The sequence below is a fragment of the Streptomyces purpurogeneiscleroticus genome (assembly GCF_020024005.1).
GTDB classification, from domain to species: Bacteria; Actinomycetota; Actinomycetes; order Streptomycetales; family Streptomycetaceae; genus Streptomyces; species Streptomyces purpurogeneiscleroticus.
The window spans coordinates 1-17,296 of record NZ_NHSG01000260.1; the positions used below are offsets into that span (position 1 = coordinate 1).

Below are 17,296 nucleotides of genomic sequence, written 5' to 3' on the forward strand. Positions count from 1 at the left end.
GCGTACCCGGCCGCGCCGGCCTGGGGCGCCCCGCACCACGGCCACCATGGTCACCACGGGCAGCACGGTCACCACGGCCACCGCAGCTTCGGCCGGATGCTCTTCTCCTCCTGAGGAACGCAGAAGGGCCGGAGCGGATGCTCCGGCCCTTCTGTCTGCCGTGTGGACGATACTGGGATTGAACCAGTGACCTCTTCCGTGTCAGGGAAGCGCTCTCCCGCTGAGCTAATCGTCCTCGGGACCACGGTCACTCCGGGGAGCCGACCATGGGCACTGCGTGCGCGATACTGGGATTGAACCAGTGACCTCTTCCGTGTCAGGGAAGCGCTCTCCCGCTGAGCTAATCGCGCGGGTTCGATCCTTATTAGATCATGGTCTTCGCGGACCGTGATCCTTGCGGATCAGTGGACGATACTGGGATTGAACCAGTGACCTCTTCCGTGTCAGGGAAGCGCTCTCCCGCTGAGCTAATCGTCCTTGGAGGTGGAGACGGGATTTGAACCCGTGTAGACGGCTTTGCAGGCCGTTGCCTCGCCTCTCGGCCACTCCACCTGGAGCGCAGGGGTTCGGGAAGATCCCCCACTCAGAGCGGACAACGAGGCTCGAACTCGCGACCTCAACCTTGGCAAGGTTGCGCTCTACCAACTGAGCTATGTCCGCAGGTGCCTCCCCCAGACTACCGCCTGAGAGCTGCTGTCTTCGGTCGGCTTCCGCTTTCGCTTCCGCGTCCCGGCGACGTGTTGAACTCTAGCGGATTCCTGGGCCAGTACAAAAACGCGTTTGTGCAGCGTGCTGCGGTGCTCGCTCCACCAGGGCGGCAGCGGGGGCGCCGTCCTAGACTCAACGACGTGCCCGATCTCCCTCCTCTGGCCCGCTTCGGCGGCCTGATCGCCTCCGACCTGCGCGATGTCACCAGCGACCCCGCCGCCCTGGACTCCACCGGCTGGTGGGCAGTGGTGGCCGACTTCGAGGGCCGCCTCGTGTGCGCCCGCTTCGGAGACGTACGGGAGGACGCGGGCGGCACCACAGGACCGACCGCCCGCGGCGCCTGGCGCGGCCCCGCGCGGGGCGCCTGGACCAGCTCCCTGGACCGCGCCGCCTACACCGCGGGCGTACGCCGGATACGCGAGCACATCGCCGCCGGCGAGGTCTACCAGGCGAACCTCTGCCGAATTCTCTCCGCGCCGCTGCCCGACCCCGAGCGCGCGGACGTGGACGCGCTGACCGCGCTGCTGGCCCGCGGCAACCCCGCCCCGTATGCAGGAACGGTCCGCCTCCCCGCGCACGGCGTCGAGGTCGCCACCGCCTCGCCCGAGCTCTACCTGCGCCGCGACGGCCGCACGGTCGAGTCCGGACCCATCAAGGGCACCGGCCGCACCGCCGACGACCTGCTGGAGAAGGACCACGCCGAGAACGTGATGATCGTCGATCTGGTCCGCAACGACCTGGGACGGGTCTGCGCCACCGGCTCGGTGACCGTCCCCGCGCTCTGCGCCGTCGAGGCCCACCCCGGCCTCGTCCACCTGGTCTCCACCGTCCGCGGCGAACTCCGCGCCGGCGCCGGCTGGCCCGAACTGCTGGTCGGCACCTTCCCGCCCGGCTCCGTCACCGGCGCGCCCAAGCGCAGCGCCCTGGACATCATCGAAACTCTGGAGACCGCGCCCCGCGGCCCGTACTGCGGCGGCATCGGCTGGGTCGACGCCGACCGCGGCACCGGCGAGCTCGCCGTCGGCATCCGCACCTTCTGGATCGACCGGCAGGCCGCCGCCGGGCCCGTCCTGCGCTTCGGTACCGGCGCCGGCATCACCTGGGGCTCCGACCCCGACCGCGAATGGGACGAGACCGAACTCAAGGCGGCCCGGCTGCTGGCGGTAGCGTCGGAGACGTACGAGACAACCGGAGGAGCGACGCGATGAAGATCTGGCTCGACGGGGAGCTGAGGGACGCCGACAGCGCCCGGGTCTCCGTCTTCGACCACGGACTGACGGTCGGCGACGGTGTCTTCGAGACCGTCAAGGCCGAGCACGGCCGCGCCTTCGCGCTCACCCGGCACCTCCACCGGCTGACCTCGTCGGCGCGGGGCCTCGGCCTGCCCGACCCCGACCTGGACGAGGTACGCCGCGCCTGCGACGCCGTGCTCGCCGCCAACCCCATGCCGCTCGGCCGGCTGCGCCTCACCTACACCGGCGGCCACTCACCGCTCGGCTCCGACCGCGGCGATGCGGACCCCACCCTCGTCGTCGCACTCGGCGAGACCGCCCGCAGGCCCGACACCACGGCAACGGTCACCGTCCCCTGGACCCGCAACGAACGCGGCGCCCTCACCGGCCTGAAGACCACCTCGTACGCCGAGAACGTCGTCGCGCTCGCCCGCGCCCGGCAGCACGGCGCCTCCGAGGCGCTCTTCGCCAACACCGTGGGACAGCTCTGCGAGGGCACCGGCTCCAACGTCTTCGTCGTACTCGACGGCGAACTGCACACCCCGCCGCTGGAGTCCGGCTGCCTGGCCGGCATCACCCGCGCCCTGACCATCGAATGGACCGGCGCCAAGGAGACCGACCTGCCGTTCGACGCGCTGGAGCGGGCCGAGGAGATCTTCCTGACCTCCACGCTGCGCGACGTCCAGGCCGTCACCCGCAACGACGCCCGGCAGCTCGGCACCGATCCCGGCCCGGTCACCGCCAAGGCCATGCGGATCTTCGCCGAACGGTCCGCCGCGGACTTCGACCCGCGCTGAACACGGCGCCGGGGCCCGGTCGCAGAGGACCACGGGCCGGGCCGATGACTGAGGAGCCGTACGCGGGTAGAACAACAGCGTGACCACAACGCTGCGCCCCACCGGACCGGAAGAGCGCCAGGAGGGCGGCGGCCGGGCCCGTACGTACGACGTCTGCGTCAACAGCCGCCCCGTGGGACGGCTCCGGCTCGCCACCGACCCACGCGCCGCCGTGCCCACCGGCCACCTCGCCGACCTGTGGATAGCCGAGCCCGACCGGCGGCGCGGCCGCGCCACCGTCGCCGCCCTGGCCGCCGAGGAAGTACTGCGCGGCTGGGACTGCCGGCGCATCGAGTTCCTCGTGCCCGCCGGCGCCACGCCCGCGCTGCGGCTGAGCGCGGCGCTCGGCTACACCGAGCGCGCCCGCCGGATGCGCAAGGAGCTCACCACCCCGCCCGCACTGCCTCCCGGCAGCGTCGACCGGCCGCTGGACGACGCGGAGTACCCCGCCTGGATCGCCGCCGCGCAGGACGAGTACGTACAGGCCATGACCCGGCAGGGCGCGTCGGCCGAGCGCGCCGCCGAGCTGGCGGACGCCGACCACCGGCTGCTGCTGCCCGACGGCCCGCACACCCCGGGGCAGAGCCTGCGCGTGCTGCGCCACGAAGGCACGGACGTGGGCACGGTCTGGACCGCGCTGCACGTACCGGGGCAGCCGGGCGGTTACGTGTACGACGTACGGGTCGCGCCCGAGCACCGCGGCCGCGGCCACGGGCGCACCCTGATGGGGATAGCCGAGCGGGAGTGCCTGGCCGCGGGCAGCCGCCACCTCGGCCTCATCGTCTACGCCGACAACCCGACAGCGCGCAGGCTGTACGAGTCCCTCGGATACCTCGTCGTGGACCACCGGCTGTCGAAGCCGCTGCTGTGAGCGGCGGCTGAAGTCACGGAGTCACTCGGCGGCCAGCAGCCGGTCCGCGATCTCCTCGATGCGGGCGCGCAGCCCCTCCTGGCTCTTGCCGCCGTCCAGCCGCTCGCCGCCGATGACGTACGTCGGCGTGCCCGTGACGCCGATCGCCTTGCCCTCGGCCTGGTCCGCGTCGACGATCAGCAGATGCCGGCCGTCGATCAGCGCGGTGTCCAGCTCCTCGGCGTCCAGGCCCAGCTCCCCGGCCACCTTCACCAGCAGCTTCTCGCCCTGCTTCGCCAGCTCTCCGGTGCGCCCGAGGACCGCCTCCACGTACGCCCAGCCCTGCCCCTGCTCGATGGCCTCTTCGGCGGCCTGCGCGGCGGCGTAGGCGTGCTTGTGCTTCTCCAGCGGGAAGTGGCGCAGCCGGATCTCCAGCCGGTCGCCGTAGCGCTCGCGCAGCGCGCGCAGGTCGTCCAGGGCGGCGCGGCAGTCGGGGCACTGCAGCTCGCACCAGACGTCCAGGACGGGAGGGAGGGTGTCGGCTGCGGGGGAGGAAGCGTCGTTCATGGGGCCAGTCTTCCAGCACCCGCGGCCCCGGCCGAACGGAACCCGGGGCCCGTCGGCATGGCCCCCGCGACGGGCGAGAGGGCACGATGGGGGGAGAACCGTCCACCGCAGGAGGACCCCATGCTGACCTCGACCGTCTGCGCCGTGCTGTCGGTGGCCGGCCTGGGCATCGCCGCGCTGACCGCCTTCCGCCGGCGCTTCCTCGCCGCGACGCGCATCGCCGCCTTCGCGCTGATCCCGATCGGCCTGGTCATGACCGGTGTCATCGACTGGATCACGGGCCTGGTCTTCAAGCCGACCGTGTGGGCGGGCTTCGGCGTACTGGCCCTGTCGGCCCTGCTGTTCCTGGTGAGCCGCGCGGCCGAGCGCCGGTCCATGAGCCGTAAGGAACGCCGCGCCGCGGCCAAGGCAGCGCGCTCCGGCGCGCCGGGCGCCGACCTGTCGGCCGCTGTCGGCCCGTCGGCTGCCTACGGGGCGAATCGAACGAACCCGTCCCCCCAGCAGGGGGTTACCCAAGGGCGGGGTGCGGAAATCCAGCCGGGTGCCCGCTCCGGTGGCCGCTCCGACGCCCGCTCCGGTGACGCGGACGACTTCTCCGATATCGAAGCCATCCTGAAAAAGCACGGGATCTGAGGAACTCCCCCTCCTGCGGGGGAATCTCCGGCCCTCGCGCTGATCATCTGCGTCATGATCTCCGCGAGATGAACGATGAGTGCGCCCTGACCCGGGAGAACTCTCCCCGGGCCCCTGAATCCCGCGGCTGCCTGTTCGCCCTGTCCCAGCCGCCCCTGATGCTCTTCCTCACCGTGATCGGCGTCCTGCTCCTGCTGGGCGCCGTGCATGACCTCTTCGTGCTCTAGAGCCCGTGGCTGCGCCTCGGCAGGAGGTTCAGCTCGCGGCCTCGCGGCGGCGTGCCCGGTACGCGGCGACGTGCAGGCGGTTTCCGCAGGTCCGGCTGTCGCAGTAGCGGCGCGAGCGGTTCCGGGAGAGGTCGACGAAGGCGTGCCGGCAGTCCGGCGCCTCGCAGCGCCGCAGCCGCTCCCGCTCGCCGGCGACGACCAGGAACGCCAGCGCCATCCCGCCGTCCGCCGCGAGGTGGTCGGCGACCGAGGCGCCGGGCGCGAAGTAGTGCACGTGCCAGTCGTACCCGTCGTGGTCGGTCAGCCGCGGCGTCGTGCCGGCCGCCGCCACCAGCGAATTCAGCAGCTCAGCCGCGCTGCGGTCGTCGTCCGCCGCGAAGACCTGGGCGAATCTCGCCCGTACGGAGCGCACGGACGCCAGGTCCCGCTCGGTGAGCGTGCCCACATCGCTGAAGGCGTTGCGCGCGACGAACTCGTGCAGGGACGGCACGTCGCTGAGGGCGTCCGGGGCCGATGGGGCCCCGCCCTCGGGCGCGGTGTTCAGGAGGTCGACGACCGCCTCCAGCGCGCACCGGGTGTCGTGGGTGATCATCACGGGTCGCTCCCAGGCCGGGAGGGCGGATTCTGCCGCCCCCGGGATCCATGGGCGGTGGCCGGTGATCTCCAGCGATCGACCGGCCGCCCCCTTGCCGAATGGTCGCCGACTCTAGCGCCTTCAACAAGGCCCGGCGGCCACCGGTGCCGCAGGTTCCCCCGGCTCCCCGGCGCCCGTCCGGGCCGGTCAGTACGGAAACGGCGCCGCGCTCGGTACGGAAACGGCGCCGCCGCCGCGGTGGTCTCCGCGGCGGCGACGCCGGTGCTTGCCGTATGAACTTGTCCGTTCTGCGCCGTCTCCCCGAGTCGGACGGCGCGAGTGATGAGCGGTTGACGCGGTACGCGGCCGCGGGTCTCCTCAGCTCTCCGCGAGGATGTGGGAGAGCTCCGTGTCGAGATCGAAGTGTCGGTGCTCGGTGCCGGGCGGGACCGCGGCATCCGTGCGCTTGAGGAAGGATTCCAGAGCCCGCGCCGGGGCTTCGAGCAGCGCCTCGCCTTCCGGGGAGCTCAGGGCGATGCAGACGACTCCCTGTCCGTGACTCCGGGACGGCCAGACGCGGACGTCGCCGGTGCCGGTGGGCCGGTGCAGGCCCTCGGCGAGGAGATCACGGGCGAAAACCCACTCGACCGTCTCCTCGGCTCCGGTGTGGAAGGTGGCGTGCACGGCATAAGGATCGGCCGTGTCATACCGCAGGCCCGCAGGTACAGGCAGTGAGGACTCGCTCGACACAACGAGGCGCAGGTGCAGCTCGCAGCTGACCGTGGTGTTCATACGCCAGGGCCTTTCGCTCAGTGTGCGCTCGGGGGTTCGCACGTCGGCGAAATCGACATGCCACCTACGGTGGCGTTGTAAACCCCTCTGACTGTTTTGGGTGGCTTCGAGTACCTCTTACGGCGGAGTCCCGGATCCTCCCGAGCGTTCATGCGGCGATTCCGGGCGTCGGGTAGGTTTGCCGGTATGAATGCGGAGAGTGACGAGCGTCGGGGCGCCGCCGGGGGCGCGTCGACACAGGGGGCGACGGCGATCCCGCAGAAGCTGGGGTCCAAGGCGCCGCATTTCGTGAAGCGCTCCCGGACCCTGCACATGAGCTGGCAGGTCGGGATCTTCATCATCGGGCTCGCGGTGGTCGTCGGCGGCATCATCATGCTGCCGCTGCCCGGCCCCGGCTGGCTGGTGATCTTCGCCGGCATGGCGATCTGGGCGACCGAGTTCGTCTGGGCGCAGCTCGTGCTCCGCTGGACCAAGCGCAAGGTCACCGAGGCCGCCCAGAAGGCCCTGGACCCCAAGGTCCGGCGGCGCAACATCATCCTCACCACGATCGGCGTCGTGATCGTGGTCGCGGCCCTCGCGGTGTACGTGTGGAAGTTCGGCTTCGAGATGCCCTGGCGCATCACCGAGTGAGCCCGACCGGCCGCAGGGTGGTCGGGGACCCCGCTGACATGGGGTAATGTTGGCGGTGCGCCAGGCCGCGAGGCACCGGCGCCCCGGGCGATTAGCTCAGTGGGAGAGCGCTTCGTTCACACCGAAGAGGTCACTGGTTCGAACCCAGTATCGCCCACAAGTGCGAGGGTGAAGTGTGCTTGCCAGCAGCGCAAGCCGCTTCGCCCTCGTCGTGTTTTGCGCGGCTTCGCCACGCAGGGCGGGGGCTCCGCCACCCGCACCCCCGAGGTCCGGTCCAAGGGTCCGGAGGTTTCTTCGGCCTCCGGGCCCTTCGGTGTTCCCCGGCACGGCACACTGGGCCCATGCGTGCCCGGCCGTCCCGCCTCCGCCCCCACCACTACCGCTTCCGCAGTGTCTGGCTGCTGGACGCCGCCCCCGGCGTCGTCTACGCCGTCCTGGAGCGGACCGAGTCCTACCCCCGCTGGTGGCCCCAGGTCGCCGAGGTGCACCGGACCGACGACCACTCCGGCGCCGCCCGTATCCGCTCCGTACTGCCCTACAGCCTGCGCGTCACCGCCCGCGAGACCCGCCGCGACCCGGGCGCCGGCGTCCTGGAGACGGCGCTGCACGGTGACATCGACGGCTGGGCGCGCTGGACGGTCCGCCCCCACGGCACCGGCACCCGCGCGCTGTACGAGCAGGAGGTCGAGGTGCGCAGGCCCTTCATGCGGCTGCTGGCCTACCCGGGACGGCCGTTCTTCCGCCTCAACCACACGCTGATGATGCGGGCCGGACGGCGCGGTCTGGCCGCCTGGCTGGCCCGCCACGAAGGAATTTGAAGTAACGCCGCCACCACCTGTATTGTTCAGGTCGTTCGCGGGAGACCCCAAGGAAACCCCGGACGCACCCCGGGCGATTAGCTCAGTGGGAGAGCGCTTCGTTCACACCGAAGAGGTCACTGGTTCGAACCCAGTATCGCCCACCCGGAGAGAAGGCCGGACCGTAAACAGCGGTCCGGCCTTCTGCGTACGTTCACCTCGTTCTGCCGTGGATACGGTCACGCCGCAGCAGGCAGATCCGGCCGCAGCGGCCAGTGCGGGTCCACCGCCTCCTCCGTGCCGTTGCGCGCGAACCACGCCTGCAGGCCCCGCGCTTGGGCCGCGTGCCACACCGCCTGCAGCGCATGCAGCTCCGCCACGCTCAGCCCTTCGAGCCGCGTCGCGAATGCCTGCCCCAGCGCCCGTACGACCTGCAGTGACGCCGTCGCGTCCGCCGCCGCCTCGTGCGCCCCCGACAGCTCGACGCCGTAGTGCTCGCACAGGTCGGTCAGCGTCCGGCGGCCCTTGCGGTACCGGTCCAGATGCTTGTCCAGCACCCGCGGATCCAGCACGCACAACGACTGCGTACCGAGATACGCCGCCAGCGACGACGCGCGGTGCCGGCGCAACTCACGGTCCAGCAGCGTCAGATCGAACGGCGCGTTCATCACCACCAGCGGCCGCCCCGCCATCGCCTGCTCCGCCAGGGCCCGCGCTATCTCCTCCATCACCGGTGCCGGCCAGCGGCCGTACATCGCCAGATGCCCGGCCGTCAGGCCGTGCACCGCCGTCGCGGCCTCCGGGATGTCCACACCCGGATTGACCAGCCAGCGCGTGACCCGCGGAGTCGAACGCGGCGTCTCCTGGACGACCAGGGCGGCGGAGACGATGCGGTCCTGCTCCACATCGATCCCCGTCGTCTCGGTGTCGAAGGCAGCCAGCGGACCGTCGAACCAGCACGGCATAGTCCCAACTCCTCGTGCTCCTGCGGCGGGTGGCCTGCCCCGGGCCCCCGAGCTGGTGATACCCGGCCTCCACGGTTGTCGAACCGCCATTGTTTGTTGACCACTTGACACGGAGACAACACAGGGGGGACCGCAGCCCCACGCGCGGTCCGCCGGACCGCCGTGCGGCCCGGACCCCACCGCACCCCCACGCACCCGACCGGCACCACCGCAACGCCCGGAAGGCACTTGAGCGATGACGCTCGCACAGCCCGAGCCGGGTGGGTTCCTGCCCGAGGAACCGGTACCGCTGCGCGGCCAGCTCGCCACCACCGCCTCCATGGAGACGCTCCAGGTGGGCTATCTCCACGCCGTGGCCGCGGCCGCCGGCTGCTCGCTCGCGCAGCCCTTCCCGGACAACGGCATCGACTGGCACGTCAGCCACGGCTCGTCCGGCCACACCATCGACGACGAAGTCACCATCAAGGTGCAGCTCAAGTGCACCTACCAGGTCCCGCCCCGCCCGCCGGGGCCCAGCTTCGGCTTCACGCTGGACAACGACCACCTCGTGAAGCTCGCCCGTACCCCCGTCGCGGTGCACAAGATCCTGGTCGTGATGCTCGTACCGCGCACCCCCGAGGACTGGCTGCGCGCGAGCCACGACCGGCTCGAACTGCGGCACTGCTGTTACTGGATCAACCTGGCCGGCCAGCAGGCCACGGGCAGGCGCAAGACCACTGTGCGGATTCCGACCACGCGGATCTTCGACGACCGTGCGCTCGTCGAGATCATGACGCGGGTCGGGGCGGGAGGGAGACCCTGATGTACCGGCCGACCGACGAGCACCCACTCCCCGTTCCCGACCCCGACCGGGTCGATCCGGCCGTTCTCACCGCACTGCTGGGCCGGCACGGCTGGCACCGCCGCGGCGGCACCCAGGGCCAGTACGGCCGCTGGACCCCGCCCGGGGGCACCGCGGGCACCAGCCTCCTCGTGCCCGAGTCCGCCCGCTATCCCGACAGCACCGACCTGCTCGCCGAGGCGCTGACCGCGCTCTCCCGCAGCGCAGCGCCCTCGGCCCGCGAGGTGCTGGTCGGCCTCGCGCTGCCCAGCGACGAGGTGCGCTGGGAGCGCGACATCCCCGACGAGGGCTCCGGCGCGACCCTGTGGACCGCGCAGGAGCGGCTGCGCGCCGCCGCCCGCTCCCTGCTGGCCGCCGGGGCGCTCGGCACGTACGCGCGGGCCGGCTACCACGGCGCCCGGCACCGGCGGCAGGCCGAGGCGCTGCTCGACCAGGTGCTGGTCGGCCCGGCCTCCGCGGGCCGCACCCTCACCGCGTACGTCCCGGTCACCGCGGGCCGCGGCACGGTCGCGGGCCTTCAGCGGGCGCTGCACGCCGCCCGCGACGCCACGGACTACCAGCGCGCCACCGGCGGCATGGAGGCGTACGAGGCCGCCGTCGAGCTGGGCGTCTGCCATGAGCTGACCGAGGCGCTGATCTCCCTGGTGCGCGGCGCCGAAGGGGTGCGCATCGTGATCCAGTGGTCACCGGCCGAGGGCGCGCCGCCGGGCTGCCCGGCCCGCCCCGAGCCCGTCGAGTTCACCCCCGGCGACCTGCCCGCGCTGCGGCAGGCCGCCCAGCGGTACGTACGGGACGAGCCCTCGCTCGCCGTGCGGGTGACCGGCACGGTCGTACGGATGCGCCGCGAGCGGCCCGACGGCGCGGGCGCGGTACGGCTGCGGGTGCTGGCCGGCGCGGACGTGGCGCAGGTCAGGATGGCCCTCGGCGAGGAGGACTACCGGATCGCGGGCCACGCCCACCTGCTGGGGCTGCCGGTCCGGGTGACCGGGCGGCTGGAGAGCCGCGGCGGCTTCCGGCGGATAACGGGGGCGAGCGGCGTCACGCCCGTACAGGTCGACGAAGCGGAGCGGGACCGGCTGCTGAAGTCGCTCCAGGAGAACCTGGACCACTTCGAGGAGGCGTGCGGAGGCGAGTGAGCCCCGCCCCCGCCCCAAGAGGGGCTTTCAGCGGTGCGGGTAAAGATCACGCAGCAGCGCGATCTCCGCACCGTGGTGGATGACCTCCCGGTTGATGTGCAGCACCAGCGTCGCCATCGGGTACTCGCCGTACGGCCCCTCGGCGGGACCGCAGGGCCGCGCCAGGTCCTCCTCGCTCAGCCCCCGCACACCCGCGTGCCAGGCCGCGTACGCCGCGTCCAGCTGCTCCAGTGCCTCCCGGGCCGTGCCCGCGTACGCGAAGGACTCGTAGTCCGTCTTCGGCCCGCCGAAATGGTTCGCGACGCGCATCCCGAACACGCCGACGATGATGTGGGCCAGCCGCCAGGCGATGGTCGTCACCGGCGGGGGCACCGGCTCGGGGAAGGCGAAGTCGACCGTGAAGTCGCCGGACCCCGCCGCGATGGGCGCGCTGCTGGTGCCCCTCGGCCGTACGTTCCAGGCGCCCGGCGAGGGCTCCCAGAAGTACTCCTCGTCGCTCAGTCCGGACAGCCGGTCCCGCAGCTGAACCCGCCAGTGCAGATCCAGCTGCTCCGCGAGCTGCTCGTTCCAGTCGATGACCATGGACCCGCTTTGCCCCTCGCGGCGGCCCGGCAAACAACCGTTTCGCGAGGCGGGCCGGTGGCTCGGTACGATTCACCGTGCGCAGCGATCGCTGCCGCCCAGCAGACATGAGTCAGGAGAGTCCGGTGTCAGACGTCCGTGTGACCATCCAACGCGATTCCGAGCGGGAAGAACGCGTGGTGACCACGGGCACTACGGCCGCCGACCTCTTCCAGGGCGAGCGCAGCATCGTCGCGGCGCGGGTGGCCGGAGAGCTCAAGGACCTCGCGTACGAGGTCGCCGACGGCGAGACCGTCGAGCCCGTGGAGATCACCTCCGAGGACGGCCTGAACATCCTGCGGCACTCCACCGCGCATGTGATGGCGCAGGCCGTGCAGGAGCTGTTCCCGGAGGCGAAGCTCGGCATCGGCCCGCCCGTCAAGGACGGCTTCTACTACGACTTCGACGTCGAGACCCCGTTCACCCCCGAGGACCTCAAGCGCATCGAGAAGAAGATGCAGGAGATCCAGAAGCGGGGCCAGCGCTTCTCGCGCCGGGTCACCACCGACGAGGACGCCCGCGAGGAGCTGGCCGCCGAGCCGTACAAGCTGGAGCTGATCGGCCTCAAGGGCAACGCCGGTGAGGCCGCCGAGGGCGCGGACGCCGAGGTCGGCGCGGGCGAGCTGACCATTTACGACAACCTCGACGCCAAGACCGGCGACCTGTGCTGGAAGGACCTCTGCCGAGGCCCGCACCTGCCGACCACGCGGAACATCCCGGCGTTCAAGCTGATGCGCTCCGCCGCGGCGTACTGGCGCGGCAGCGAGAAGAACAAGCAGCTCCAGCGCATCTACGGCACCGCCTGGCCGACCAAGGACGAGCTGAAGGCGTACCTGGAGTTCCTCGCCGAGGCCGAGAAGCGCGACCACCGCAAGCTGGGCAGCGAGCTGGACCTGTTCTCCATTCCGGAGCAGATCGGCTCCGGCCTCGCGGTCTTCCACCCCAAGGGCGGCATCATCCGCCGGGTCATGGAGGACTACTCGCGGCGGCGCCACGAGGAAGAGGGCTACGAGTTCGTCTACACCCCGCACGCCACCAAGGGGAAGCTCTTCGAGACGTCGGGGCACCTGGACTGGTACGCCGACGGCATGTACCCGCCCATGCAGCTCGACGAGGGCATTGACTACTACCTCAAGCCCATGAACTGCCCGATGCACAACCTGATCTTCGACGCGCGGGGGCGTTCGTACCGCGAACTGCCGCTGCGTCTCTTCGAGTTCGGGACGGTGTACCGGTACGAGAAGTCCGGCGTGGTGCACGGCCTGACCCGCGCCCGCGGCTTCACCCAGGACGACGCGCACATCTACTGCACCCGCGAGCAGATGGCGGACGAGCTCGACACGACGCTCACCTTCGTCCTGAACCTGCTGCGCGACTACGGCCTGAACGACTTCTACCTGGAGCTGTCCACCAAGGACCCGGAGAAGTTCGTCGGCGACGACGCGACCTGGGAGGAGGCCACCGAGACGCTGCGCAAGGTGGCCGAGAAGCAGGGCCTCGAACTGGTCGCCGACCCGGGCGGCGCGGCCTTCTACGGCCCGAAGATCTCCGTCCAGGCGAAGGACGCGATCGGCCGTACCTGGCAGATGTCGACCATCCAGCTCGACTTCAACCTGCCGGAGCGGTTCGACCTGGAGTACACCTCGGCGGACGGTTCCAAGCAGCGCCCGGTCATGATCCACCGTGCCCTCTTCGGCTCCATCGAGCGCTTCTTCGCGGTGCTCCTGGAGCACTACGCCGGCGCCTTCCCGGTCTGGCTGGCGCCCGTCCAGGCGACCGGCATCCCGATCGGTGACGCGCACGTCCCGTACCTGGAGGAGTTCGCCGCGGAGGCCCGCAAGAAGGGGCTGCGCATCGAGGTCGACTCGTCCTCGGACCGGATGCAGAAGAAGATCCGCAACGCCCAGAAGTCCAAGGTCCCGTACATGGTCATCGCGGGTGACGAGGACATGGAGCACGGCGCGGTGTCCTTCCGCTACCGGGACGGCTCCCAGGAGAACGGCATCCCGAAGGACGAGGCGATCGCCAAGATCCTCAAGGCGGTCGAGGAGCGCGACCAGGTCTGATCCGGGCCACGGCGCGAGGATTCGAGGGGCGGTCCGCCAGGGCCGCCCCTCGCCGCGTCCGTACCAGGGAATATGCTGCGTTTCATGACGACTGAGCCGGAGCAGCAGATCGGAGTCGGGACACAGGACGCCTTCCAGCGCCTGTGGACGCCGCACCGGATGGCCTACATCCAGGGTGAGAACAAGCCCACGGGCCCGGGAGCCGACGACGGCTGTCCGTTCTGCACGATCCCGTCGAAGTCCGACGAGGACGGCCTGGTCGTCGCCCGCGGCGAGCACGTGTACGCAGTGCTCAACCTCTACCCGTACAACGGCGGGCACCTCATGGTCGTGCCCTACCGCCACGTCGCCGACTACACCGAGCTGGACGACCCCGAGACGGCGGAGCTGGGGAAGCTCACGAAGCAGGCGATGGCGGCGCTGCGCGCGGCGTCCGGCGCGCACGGCTTCAACATCGGGATGAACCAGGGCGGGGTCGCCGGTGCCGGTATCGCCGCCCACCTGCACCAGCACGTCGTCCCGCGCTGGGGCGGCGACACGAACTTCATGCCGGTGGTCGGCCACACGCGGGTGCTGCCCCAGCTCCTCGCCGACACCCGCGCGATGCTCGCGGACGCCTGGCCGGCGGTGTAACGGCCGATCCCGCGCCTGGGGCCCGTACGGAAATCCGTACGGGCCCCGGGCGTACCTGCAGTGCGCGGCGTTACGCGTCGTAGACGTCGGCCTTCTTCGGAGCGGCGTCCTGGACCGCGCCGCTGAGGGCCAGCGAGCGGTTGTCGAAGCGCTCGGTGTCCACGCCGTTCTCCTTCAGGACGCTCATCGCGGCGGAGTGCACCACGCGCAGCACGGGCGTGGCGGCGCGCAGCGCGTCGTCCGCCATGAAGCGGTGCCGCCAGGGCTTGTCCGCCCAGGCGTGGCGCAGCCCGAAGGGCTCGGGCAGGGCGAGCTTGCCGCCGAGGAAGTCCAGGACCGGCGGGAACCAGGTCAGGGGGGCGCGCGCGGCGAGGCGGACGACCTCGTCGGCGTCGATGAGCGGGAGCTGCCGTTCCTTGGTCTCCCAGAACTTCACGACCTTCGCCTCGGTCACGGTCTTGGCCTTGGGCTTGGTGGTGAACAGGCCGTGGACCGGGCCGAGGGAGTGCCCCGTGACCTCGATGCGCAGCGTCTCGTGCAGCACGGTCACGGTGATCATCAGGGTGAGGACGAGCTGGCCGTCCCAGAGGACGAACTGGACGCCGAGGTAGTGGCGGTTGCCGGCGCCGAACTGCTGCTCGTTGCAGATCCGCTCTATCTCGTGGGGGCGGATCTGGAAGGCGTCGGTGTCGGTGCCCTCGGGGCGGGCGACCTCGCCGGCGTTCTCGCCGACGGGGGAGACGATCCAGTGCTTCACGGAGGGGGGCTGGCCGAAGCCGCCGGTGTGCAGCGGGCTGCGCTCCAGGAGCTTGAGCCGGTCGTGGATGACGCGGATGACGTCCCAGCTGCGGAAGGGGTGGATCTCGCCGTCCGGGTCCGCGGGGCGGAGCTCCTCGGCGAGCTGCCAGCTACCCCAGCGGGTGCCCATGCCGAGTATGCCCTTGGGGCCGGCGTAGAAGACGACGTTGCTGTTCTGCTCGGCGGTGAGCTTGGCGAGGTTCTGGCGGAGCTGTTCGGCGGCGGTCTCGGTGGGGTCCTGGGGGACGGCCTCGGGGATCCTCGCGCCGACGCCGCCGCCTTCGAGGAGGCCCTTCCACGCGTCGCGCATGTCGACGGCCGTGCGCTCGCAGATCCGCTTGGCCCACCACCAGCCTATGACCGGGGCGATCAGCATCAGCCGGAGGTAGACCGTCCAGAAGCTGTCGAAGGGGAGCTTGATCAGGAAGATCAGGGCGATGCCGCAGAGGGCCACGAGCAGCACCGTGCCCAGCGCGCTCTTGCCCTTGCTGGTGGCCTTGTCCAGGATCCGCTTGAGCTGGAAGCCGCCGAACCAGAGGAGCACGCCGGGGAGGAAGAGCACCCCGAAGACGACCATGAGGACGGTCAGTTTCGCGTCCCGCTCCTTGCGGATGCGGTTGGCGGCGAGGCAGTGCTCGACGACGGTCTGCGGCTCGGTGCCGAAGGACTGGATGAGCGGCTTGCGGCCGCCGCCGAGCATACGGTTCTGTACGGCGCGCGAGAACGCCTCGCCGAAGTTCGGCTCGAACAGCGAGAGCCTGGGCTTCTTGATGTCCGACTTGGCGGTGTCGGAGTCGGCCGCGGAGATGTCGGAGAGCGGGGTGTCCCGGTACGCGGCCGAGGCCAGCGCCTGCGTAGCGGCGGTCTGCCCCGCCCCGCCGGAGAGCGGAACCTGCGCTCCCGGGCTGAAGTCGAAGCCGTCAATCGTCGTCACCAAGGCCCCCTCGCCGCCGTCTGCCCCTGCCGTTCGGCGTGCCCCGCAGAACGCCTCTGAGCGACCTTCCCGCCGGCCGCCCCCGGCACACCTGTGAGCTGCGTCCTCAGCGTACAGCCGACGTACAGCCGGCGTACCGCCCAAGGGAGTTGAGTCCCCGTCCCCGGGCGGTACGCCGGCCGTTCCGTCGGTCGCCGGGCGGTGAACTAGCCGCCGTTCTCCGCCTTTTCGCGCTCTTCGCGGATCTTGGTGGCGAGCTGCGGCGGCATCGGCTCGTGCCGTGCGTAACTGCGGTGGAAGCGGCCGGTGCCGTGCGAAAGTGACCGGAGATCGACGGCGTAGCGGCCGATTTCGATCTCCGGGACCTCGGCGCGCACCAACGTCCGGCCCGAGCCGGACTGTTCGGTGCCCACGACGCGGCCGCGCCGCCCGGACAGGTCGCTCATCACCGGTCCCACGTAGTCGTCGGGCACCAGGACGGTGACCTCGGCGACCGGCTCCAGCAGGTGGATACGGGCGTCGGCGGCGGCCTCGCGCAGGGCGAGGGCGCCCGCGGTCTGGAACGCGGCGTCGGAGGAGTCCACGGAGTGGGCCTTGCCGTCGAGCAGCGTCACGCGGATGTCGACGAGGGGGTACCCGGCCGCGACCCCGCGCGCCGCCTGGGCCCGTACGCCCTTCTCCACGGACGGGATGAACTGCCGGGGCACGGCCCCGCCGACGACCTTGTCGACGAATTCGATGCCGCTGCCGCCCGGGAGCGGCTCGACCTCGATCTCGCAGATCGCGTACTGGCCGTGGCCGCCCGACTGCTTGACGTGCCGGCCGCGCCCGGCGGCCTTCGCGCCGAACGTCTCGCGCAGCGAGACCTTGTGCGGTACGGCGTCGACCTGGACTCCGTACCGGGCGCGCAGCCGCTCCAGCGCCACGTCCACGTGCGCCTCGCCCAGGCACCACAGGACGACCTGGTGGGTGTCGGGGTTCTGCTCCAGGCGCATCGTGGGGTCCTCGGCGACGAGCCGCGCGAGTCCCTGGGAGAGCTTGTCCTCGTCGGCCTTGCTGTGGGCCTGGATGGCGACCGGGAGCAGCGGGTCGGGCATGTCCCAGGGTGCCATCAGCAGCGGCGCGTCCTTGGCGGAGAGGGTGTCGCCGGTCTCGGCGCGGGAGAGCTTCGCGACGCAGGCCAGGTCGCCGGCGACGACCTTGGTGACCGTGCGCTGCTGCTTGCCGAAGGGGGCCGACAGGGCGCCGATGCGCTCGTCGACGTCGTGGTCCTCGTGTCCGCGGTCGGCCAGGCCGTGCCCGGAGACGTGCACCGTCTCGTCGGGGTGCAGGGTGCCGGAGAAGACCCGTACGAGGGAGAGCCGGCCGACGTACGGGTCGGAGGAGGTCTTGACGACCTCGGCGGCCAGCGGTCCGGCGGGGTCGCAGGCGAGGGCGGGGCGGGGCTTGCCCTCGG

Annotated in this window: 18 protein-coding genes, 7 tRNA genes and 1 pseudogene; 14 read left to right on the top strand and 12 right to left on the bottom strand. The window is 71.3% G+C overall.

Going from position 1 to position 17,296, the window contains the following annotated elements:
* Positions 1–114, top strand: a pseudogene (locus tag CCS38_RS16820) (zf-TFIIB domain-containing protein); the annotation flags it as partial.
* A gap of 49 nt (positions 115–163) precedes the next feature.
* On the opposite strand, the gene CCS38_RS16825 reads toward CCS38_RS16820, so the two are convergent.
* From CCS38_RS16825 to CCS38_RS16845, 5 genes are all read right to left on the bottom strand, one after another.
* Positions 164–235, bottom strand: a tRNA-Val gene (locus tag CCS38_RS16825).
* Positions 236–278: 43 nt separating this feature from the next.
* A tRNA-Val gene (locus tag CCS38_RS16830) sits at positions 279–350 on the bottom strand.
* Positions 351–405: 55 nt separating this feature from the next.
* Positions 406–477: transfer RNA gene (locus CCS38_RS16835), tRNA-Val, on the bottom strand.
* 1 nt (position 478) lies between these two features.
* Positions 479–552, bottom strand: a tRNA-Cys gene (locus CCS38_RS16840).
* 35 nt (positions 553–587) lie between these two features.
* A tRNA-Gly gene (locus CCS38_RS16845) sits at positions 588–660 on the bottom strand.
* Positions 661–848: 188 nt separating this feature from the next.
* Between CCS38_RS16845 and CCS38_RS16850 the strand changes: the two genes are divergently transcribed.
* The 3 genes from CCS38_RS16850 (at position 849) to CCS38_RS16860 (ending at position 3,647) form a co-directional block, all read left to right on the top strand.
* Positions 849–1,916: a chorismate-binding protein gene (locus CCS38_RS16850; RefSeq protein WP_223734096.1), complete on the top strand. Its 1,068-nt coding sequence runs from the start codon at positions 849–851 to the stop codon at positions 1,914–1,916.
* Positions 1,913–2,737: an aminotransferase class IV gene (locus tag CCS38_RS16855; protein WP_223734097.1), complete on the top strand. Its 825-nt coding sequence runs from the start codon at positions 1,913–1,915 to the stop codon at positions 2,735–2,737. The genes CCS38_RS16850 and CCS38_RS16855 overlap by 4 nt, the downstream gene beginning before the upstream one ends.
* A 79-nt stretch (positions 2,738–2,816) precedes the next feature.
* The gene (locus CCS38_RS16860; RefSeq protein WP_223734098.1) at positions 2,817–3,647 is read left to right on the top strand and encodes a GNAT family N-acetyltransferase; all 831 of its coding nucleotides are present in this window, start codon (positions 2,817–2,819) and stop codon (positions 3,645–3,647) included.
* A 21-nt stretch (positions 3,648–3,668) separates the two neighbouring features.
* On the opposite strand, the gene CCS38_RS16865 is transcribed toward CCS38_RS16860, so the two are convergent.
* Positions 3,669–4,193 (bottom strand): DsbA family protein, encoded by a 525-nt coding sequence (locus CCS38_RS16865; RefSeq protein ID WP_223734099.1) that lies wholly within the window; start codon positions 4,191–4,193, stop codon positions 3,669–3,671.
* A gap of 120 nt (positions 4,194–4,313) precedes the next feature.
* Between CCS38_RS16865 and CCS38_RS16870 the strand changes: the two genes are divergently transcribed.
* Both CCS38_RS16870 and CCS38_RS16875 read left to right on the top strand, forming a co-directional pair.
* Positions 4,314–4,826 carry a hypothetical protein gene (locus CCS38_RS16870; RefSeq protein WP_223734100.1) on the top strand — a complete coding sequence of 171 codons (513 nt, stop codon included), beginning with the start codon at positions 4,314–4,316 and terminating at the stop codon, positions 4,824–4,826.
* Between the two features lie 68 nt (positions 4,827–4,894).
* The gene (locus tag CCS38_RS16875; protein ID WP_223734101.1) at positions 4,895–5,053 is read left to right on the top strand and encodes a hypothetical protein; all 159 of its coding nucleotides are present in this window, start codon (positions 4,895–4,897) and stop codon (positions 5,051–5,053) included.
* A gap of 28 nt (positions 5,054–5,081) precedes the next feature.
* Here CCS38_RS16875 and CCS38_RS16880 read toward each other — a convergent pair whose 3' ends face one another.
* Both CCS38_RS16880 and CCS38_RS16885 read right to left on the bottom strand, forming a co-directional pair.
* Complete coding sequence (locus CCS38_RS16880; protein ID WP_031062775.1) at positions 5,082–5,648, bottom strand: CGNR zinc finger domain-containing protein; 567 nt, start codon at positions 5,646–5,648, stop codon at positions 5,082–5,084.
* Positions 5,649–6,005: 357 nt separating this feature from the next.
* Positions 6,006–6,419, bottom strand: a complete 414-nt coding sequence (locus CCS38_RS16885; protein ID WP_003959770.1) for an SsgA family sporulation/cell division regulator — start codon at positions 6,417–6,419, stop codon at positions 6,006–6,008.
* Positions 6,420–6,605: 186 nt separating this feature from the next.
* Between CCS38_RS16885 and CCS38_RS16890 the strand changes: the two genes are divergently transcribed.
* The 4 genes from CCS38_RS16890 to CCS38_RS16905 all read left to right on the top strand — a co-directional run bounded on the left by CCS38_RS16890 (position 6,606) and on the right by CCS38_RS16905 (position 8,010).
* Complete coding sequence (locus tag CCS38_RS16890; RefSeq protein ID WP_223734102.1) at positions 6,606–7,049, top strand: TIGR02611 family protein; 444 nt, start codon at positions 6,606–6,608, stop codon at positions 7,047–7,049.
* 85 nt (positions 7,050–7,134) lie between these two features.
* A tRNA-Val gene (locus tag CCS38_RS16895) sits at positions 7,135–7,206 on the top strand.
* A 184-nt stretch (positions 7,207–7,390) separates the two neighbouring features.
* A complete protein-coding gene (locus CCS38_RS16900; RefSeq protein WP_223734103.1) occupies positions 7,391–7,867 on the top strand; it encodes an SRPBCC family protein in 477 nt (158 codons plus the stop codon).
* A 71-nt stretch (positions 7,868–7,938) separates the two neighbouring features.
* Positions 7,939–8,010: transfer RNA gene (locus CCS38_RS16905), tRNA-Val, on the top strand.
* Positions 8,011–8,085: 75 nt separating this feature from the next.
* Here the strand turns inward: CCS38_RS16905 and CCS38_RS16910 are convergent.
* Complete coding sequence (locus CCS38_RS16910; RefSeq protein ID WP_223734104.1) at positions 8,086–8,811, bottom strand: 3'-5' exonuclease; 726 nt, start codon at positions 8,809–8,811, stop codon at positions 8,086–8,088.
* 235 nt (positions 8,812–9,046) lie between these two features.
* Here CCS38_RS16910 and CCS38_RS16915 point away from each other — a divergent pair, with 235 nt between their 5' ends.
* Together CCS38_RS16915 and CCS38_RS16920 are read left to right on the top strand one after the other, a co-directional pair.
* Positions 9,047–9,613: a DUF4365 domain-containing protein gene (locus tag CCS38_RS16915; RefSeq protein WP_223734105.1), complete on the top strand. Its 567-nt coding sequence runs from the start codon at positions 9,047–9,049 to the stop codon at positions 9,611–9,613.
* On the top strand, positions 9,613–10,788 hold the full coding sequence (locus tag CCS38_RS16920; RefSeq protein WP_223734106.1) for a hypothetical protein: 1,176 nt from the start codon (positions 9,613–9,615) through the stop codon (positions 10,786–10,788). Before CCS38_RS16915 ends, CCS38_RS16920 begins: the two co-directional genes overlap by 1 nt.
* A gap of 27 nt (positions 10,789–10,815) precedes the next feature.
* On the opposite strand, the gene CCS38_RS16925 is transcribed toward CCS38_RS16920, so the two are convergent.
* Positions 10,816–11,370, bottom strand: a complete 555-nt coding sequence (locus tag CCS38_RS16925) for a DinB family protein (protein ID WP_223734107.1) — start codon at positions 11,368–11,370, stop codon at positions 10,816–10,818.
* A gap of 125 nt (positions 11,371–11,495) precedes the next feature.
* Here CCS38_RS16925 and thrS point away from each other — a divergent pair, with 125 nt between their 5' ends.
* Together thrS and CCS38_RS16935 are read left to right on the top strand one after the other, a co-directional pair.
* Positions 11,496–13,475, top strand: a complete 1,980-nt coding sequence (gene thrS, locus CCS38_RS16930) for a threonine--tRNA ligase (RefSeq protein WP_223734108.1) — start codon at positions 11,496–11,498, stop codon at positions 13,473–13,475.
* A gap of 72 nt (positions 13,476–13,547) precedes the next feature.
* Complete coding sequence (locus CCS38_RS16935; RefSeq protein WP_223734109.1) at positions 13,548–14,108, top strand: HIT family protein; 561 nt, start codon at positions 13,548–13,550, stop codon at positions 14,106–14,108.
* 70 nt (positions 14,109–14,178) lie between these two features.
* On the opposite strand, the gene CCS38_RS16940 is transcribed toward CCS38_RS16935, so the two are convergent.
* Positions 14,179–15,840, bottom strand: coding sequence for an AbeC-like domain-containing protein (locus CCS38_RS16940; protein WP_223734110.1), 1,662 nt, complete (start codon positions 15,838–15,840; stop codon positions 14,179–14,181).
* 206 nt (positions 15,841–16,046) lie between these two features.
* Positions 16,047–17,296: elongation factor G (locus CCS38_RS16945; protein ID WP_223734111.1), on the bottom strand; the 1,250-nt coding region annotated here is incomplete at its 5' end.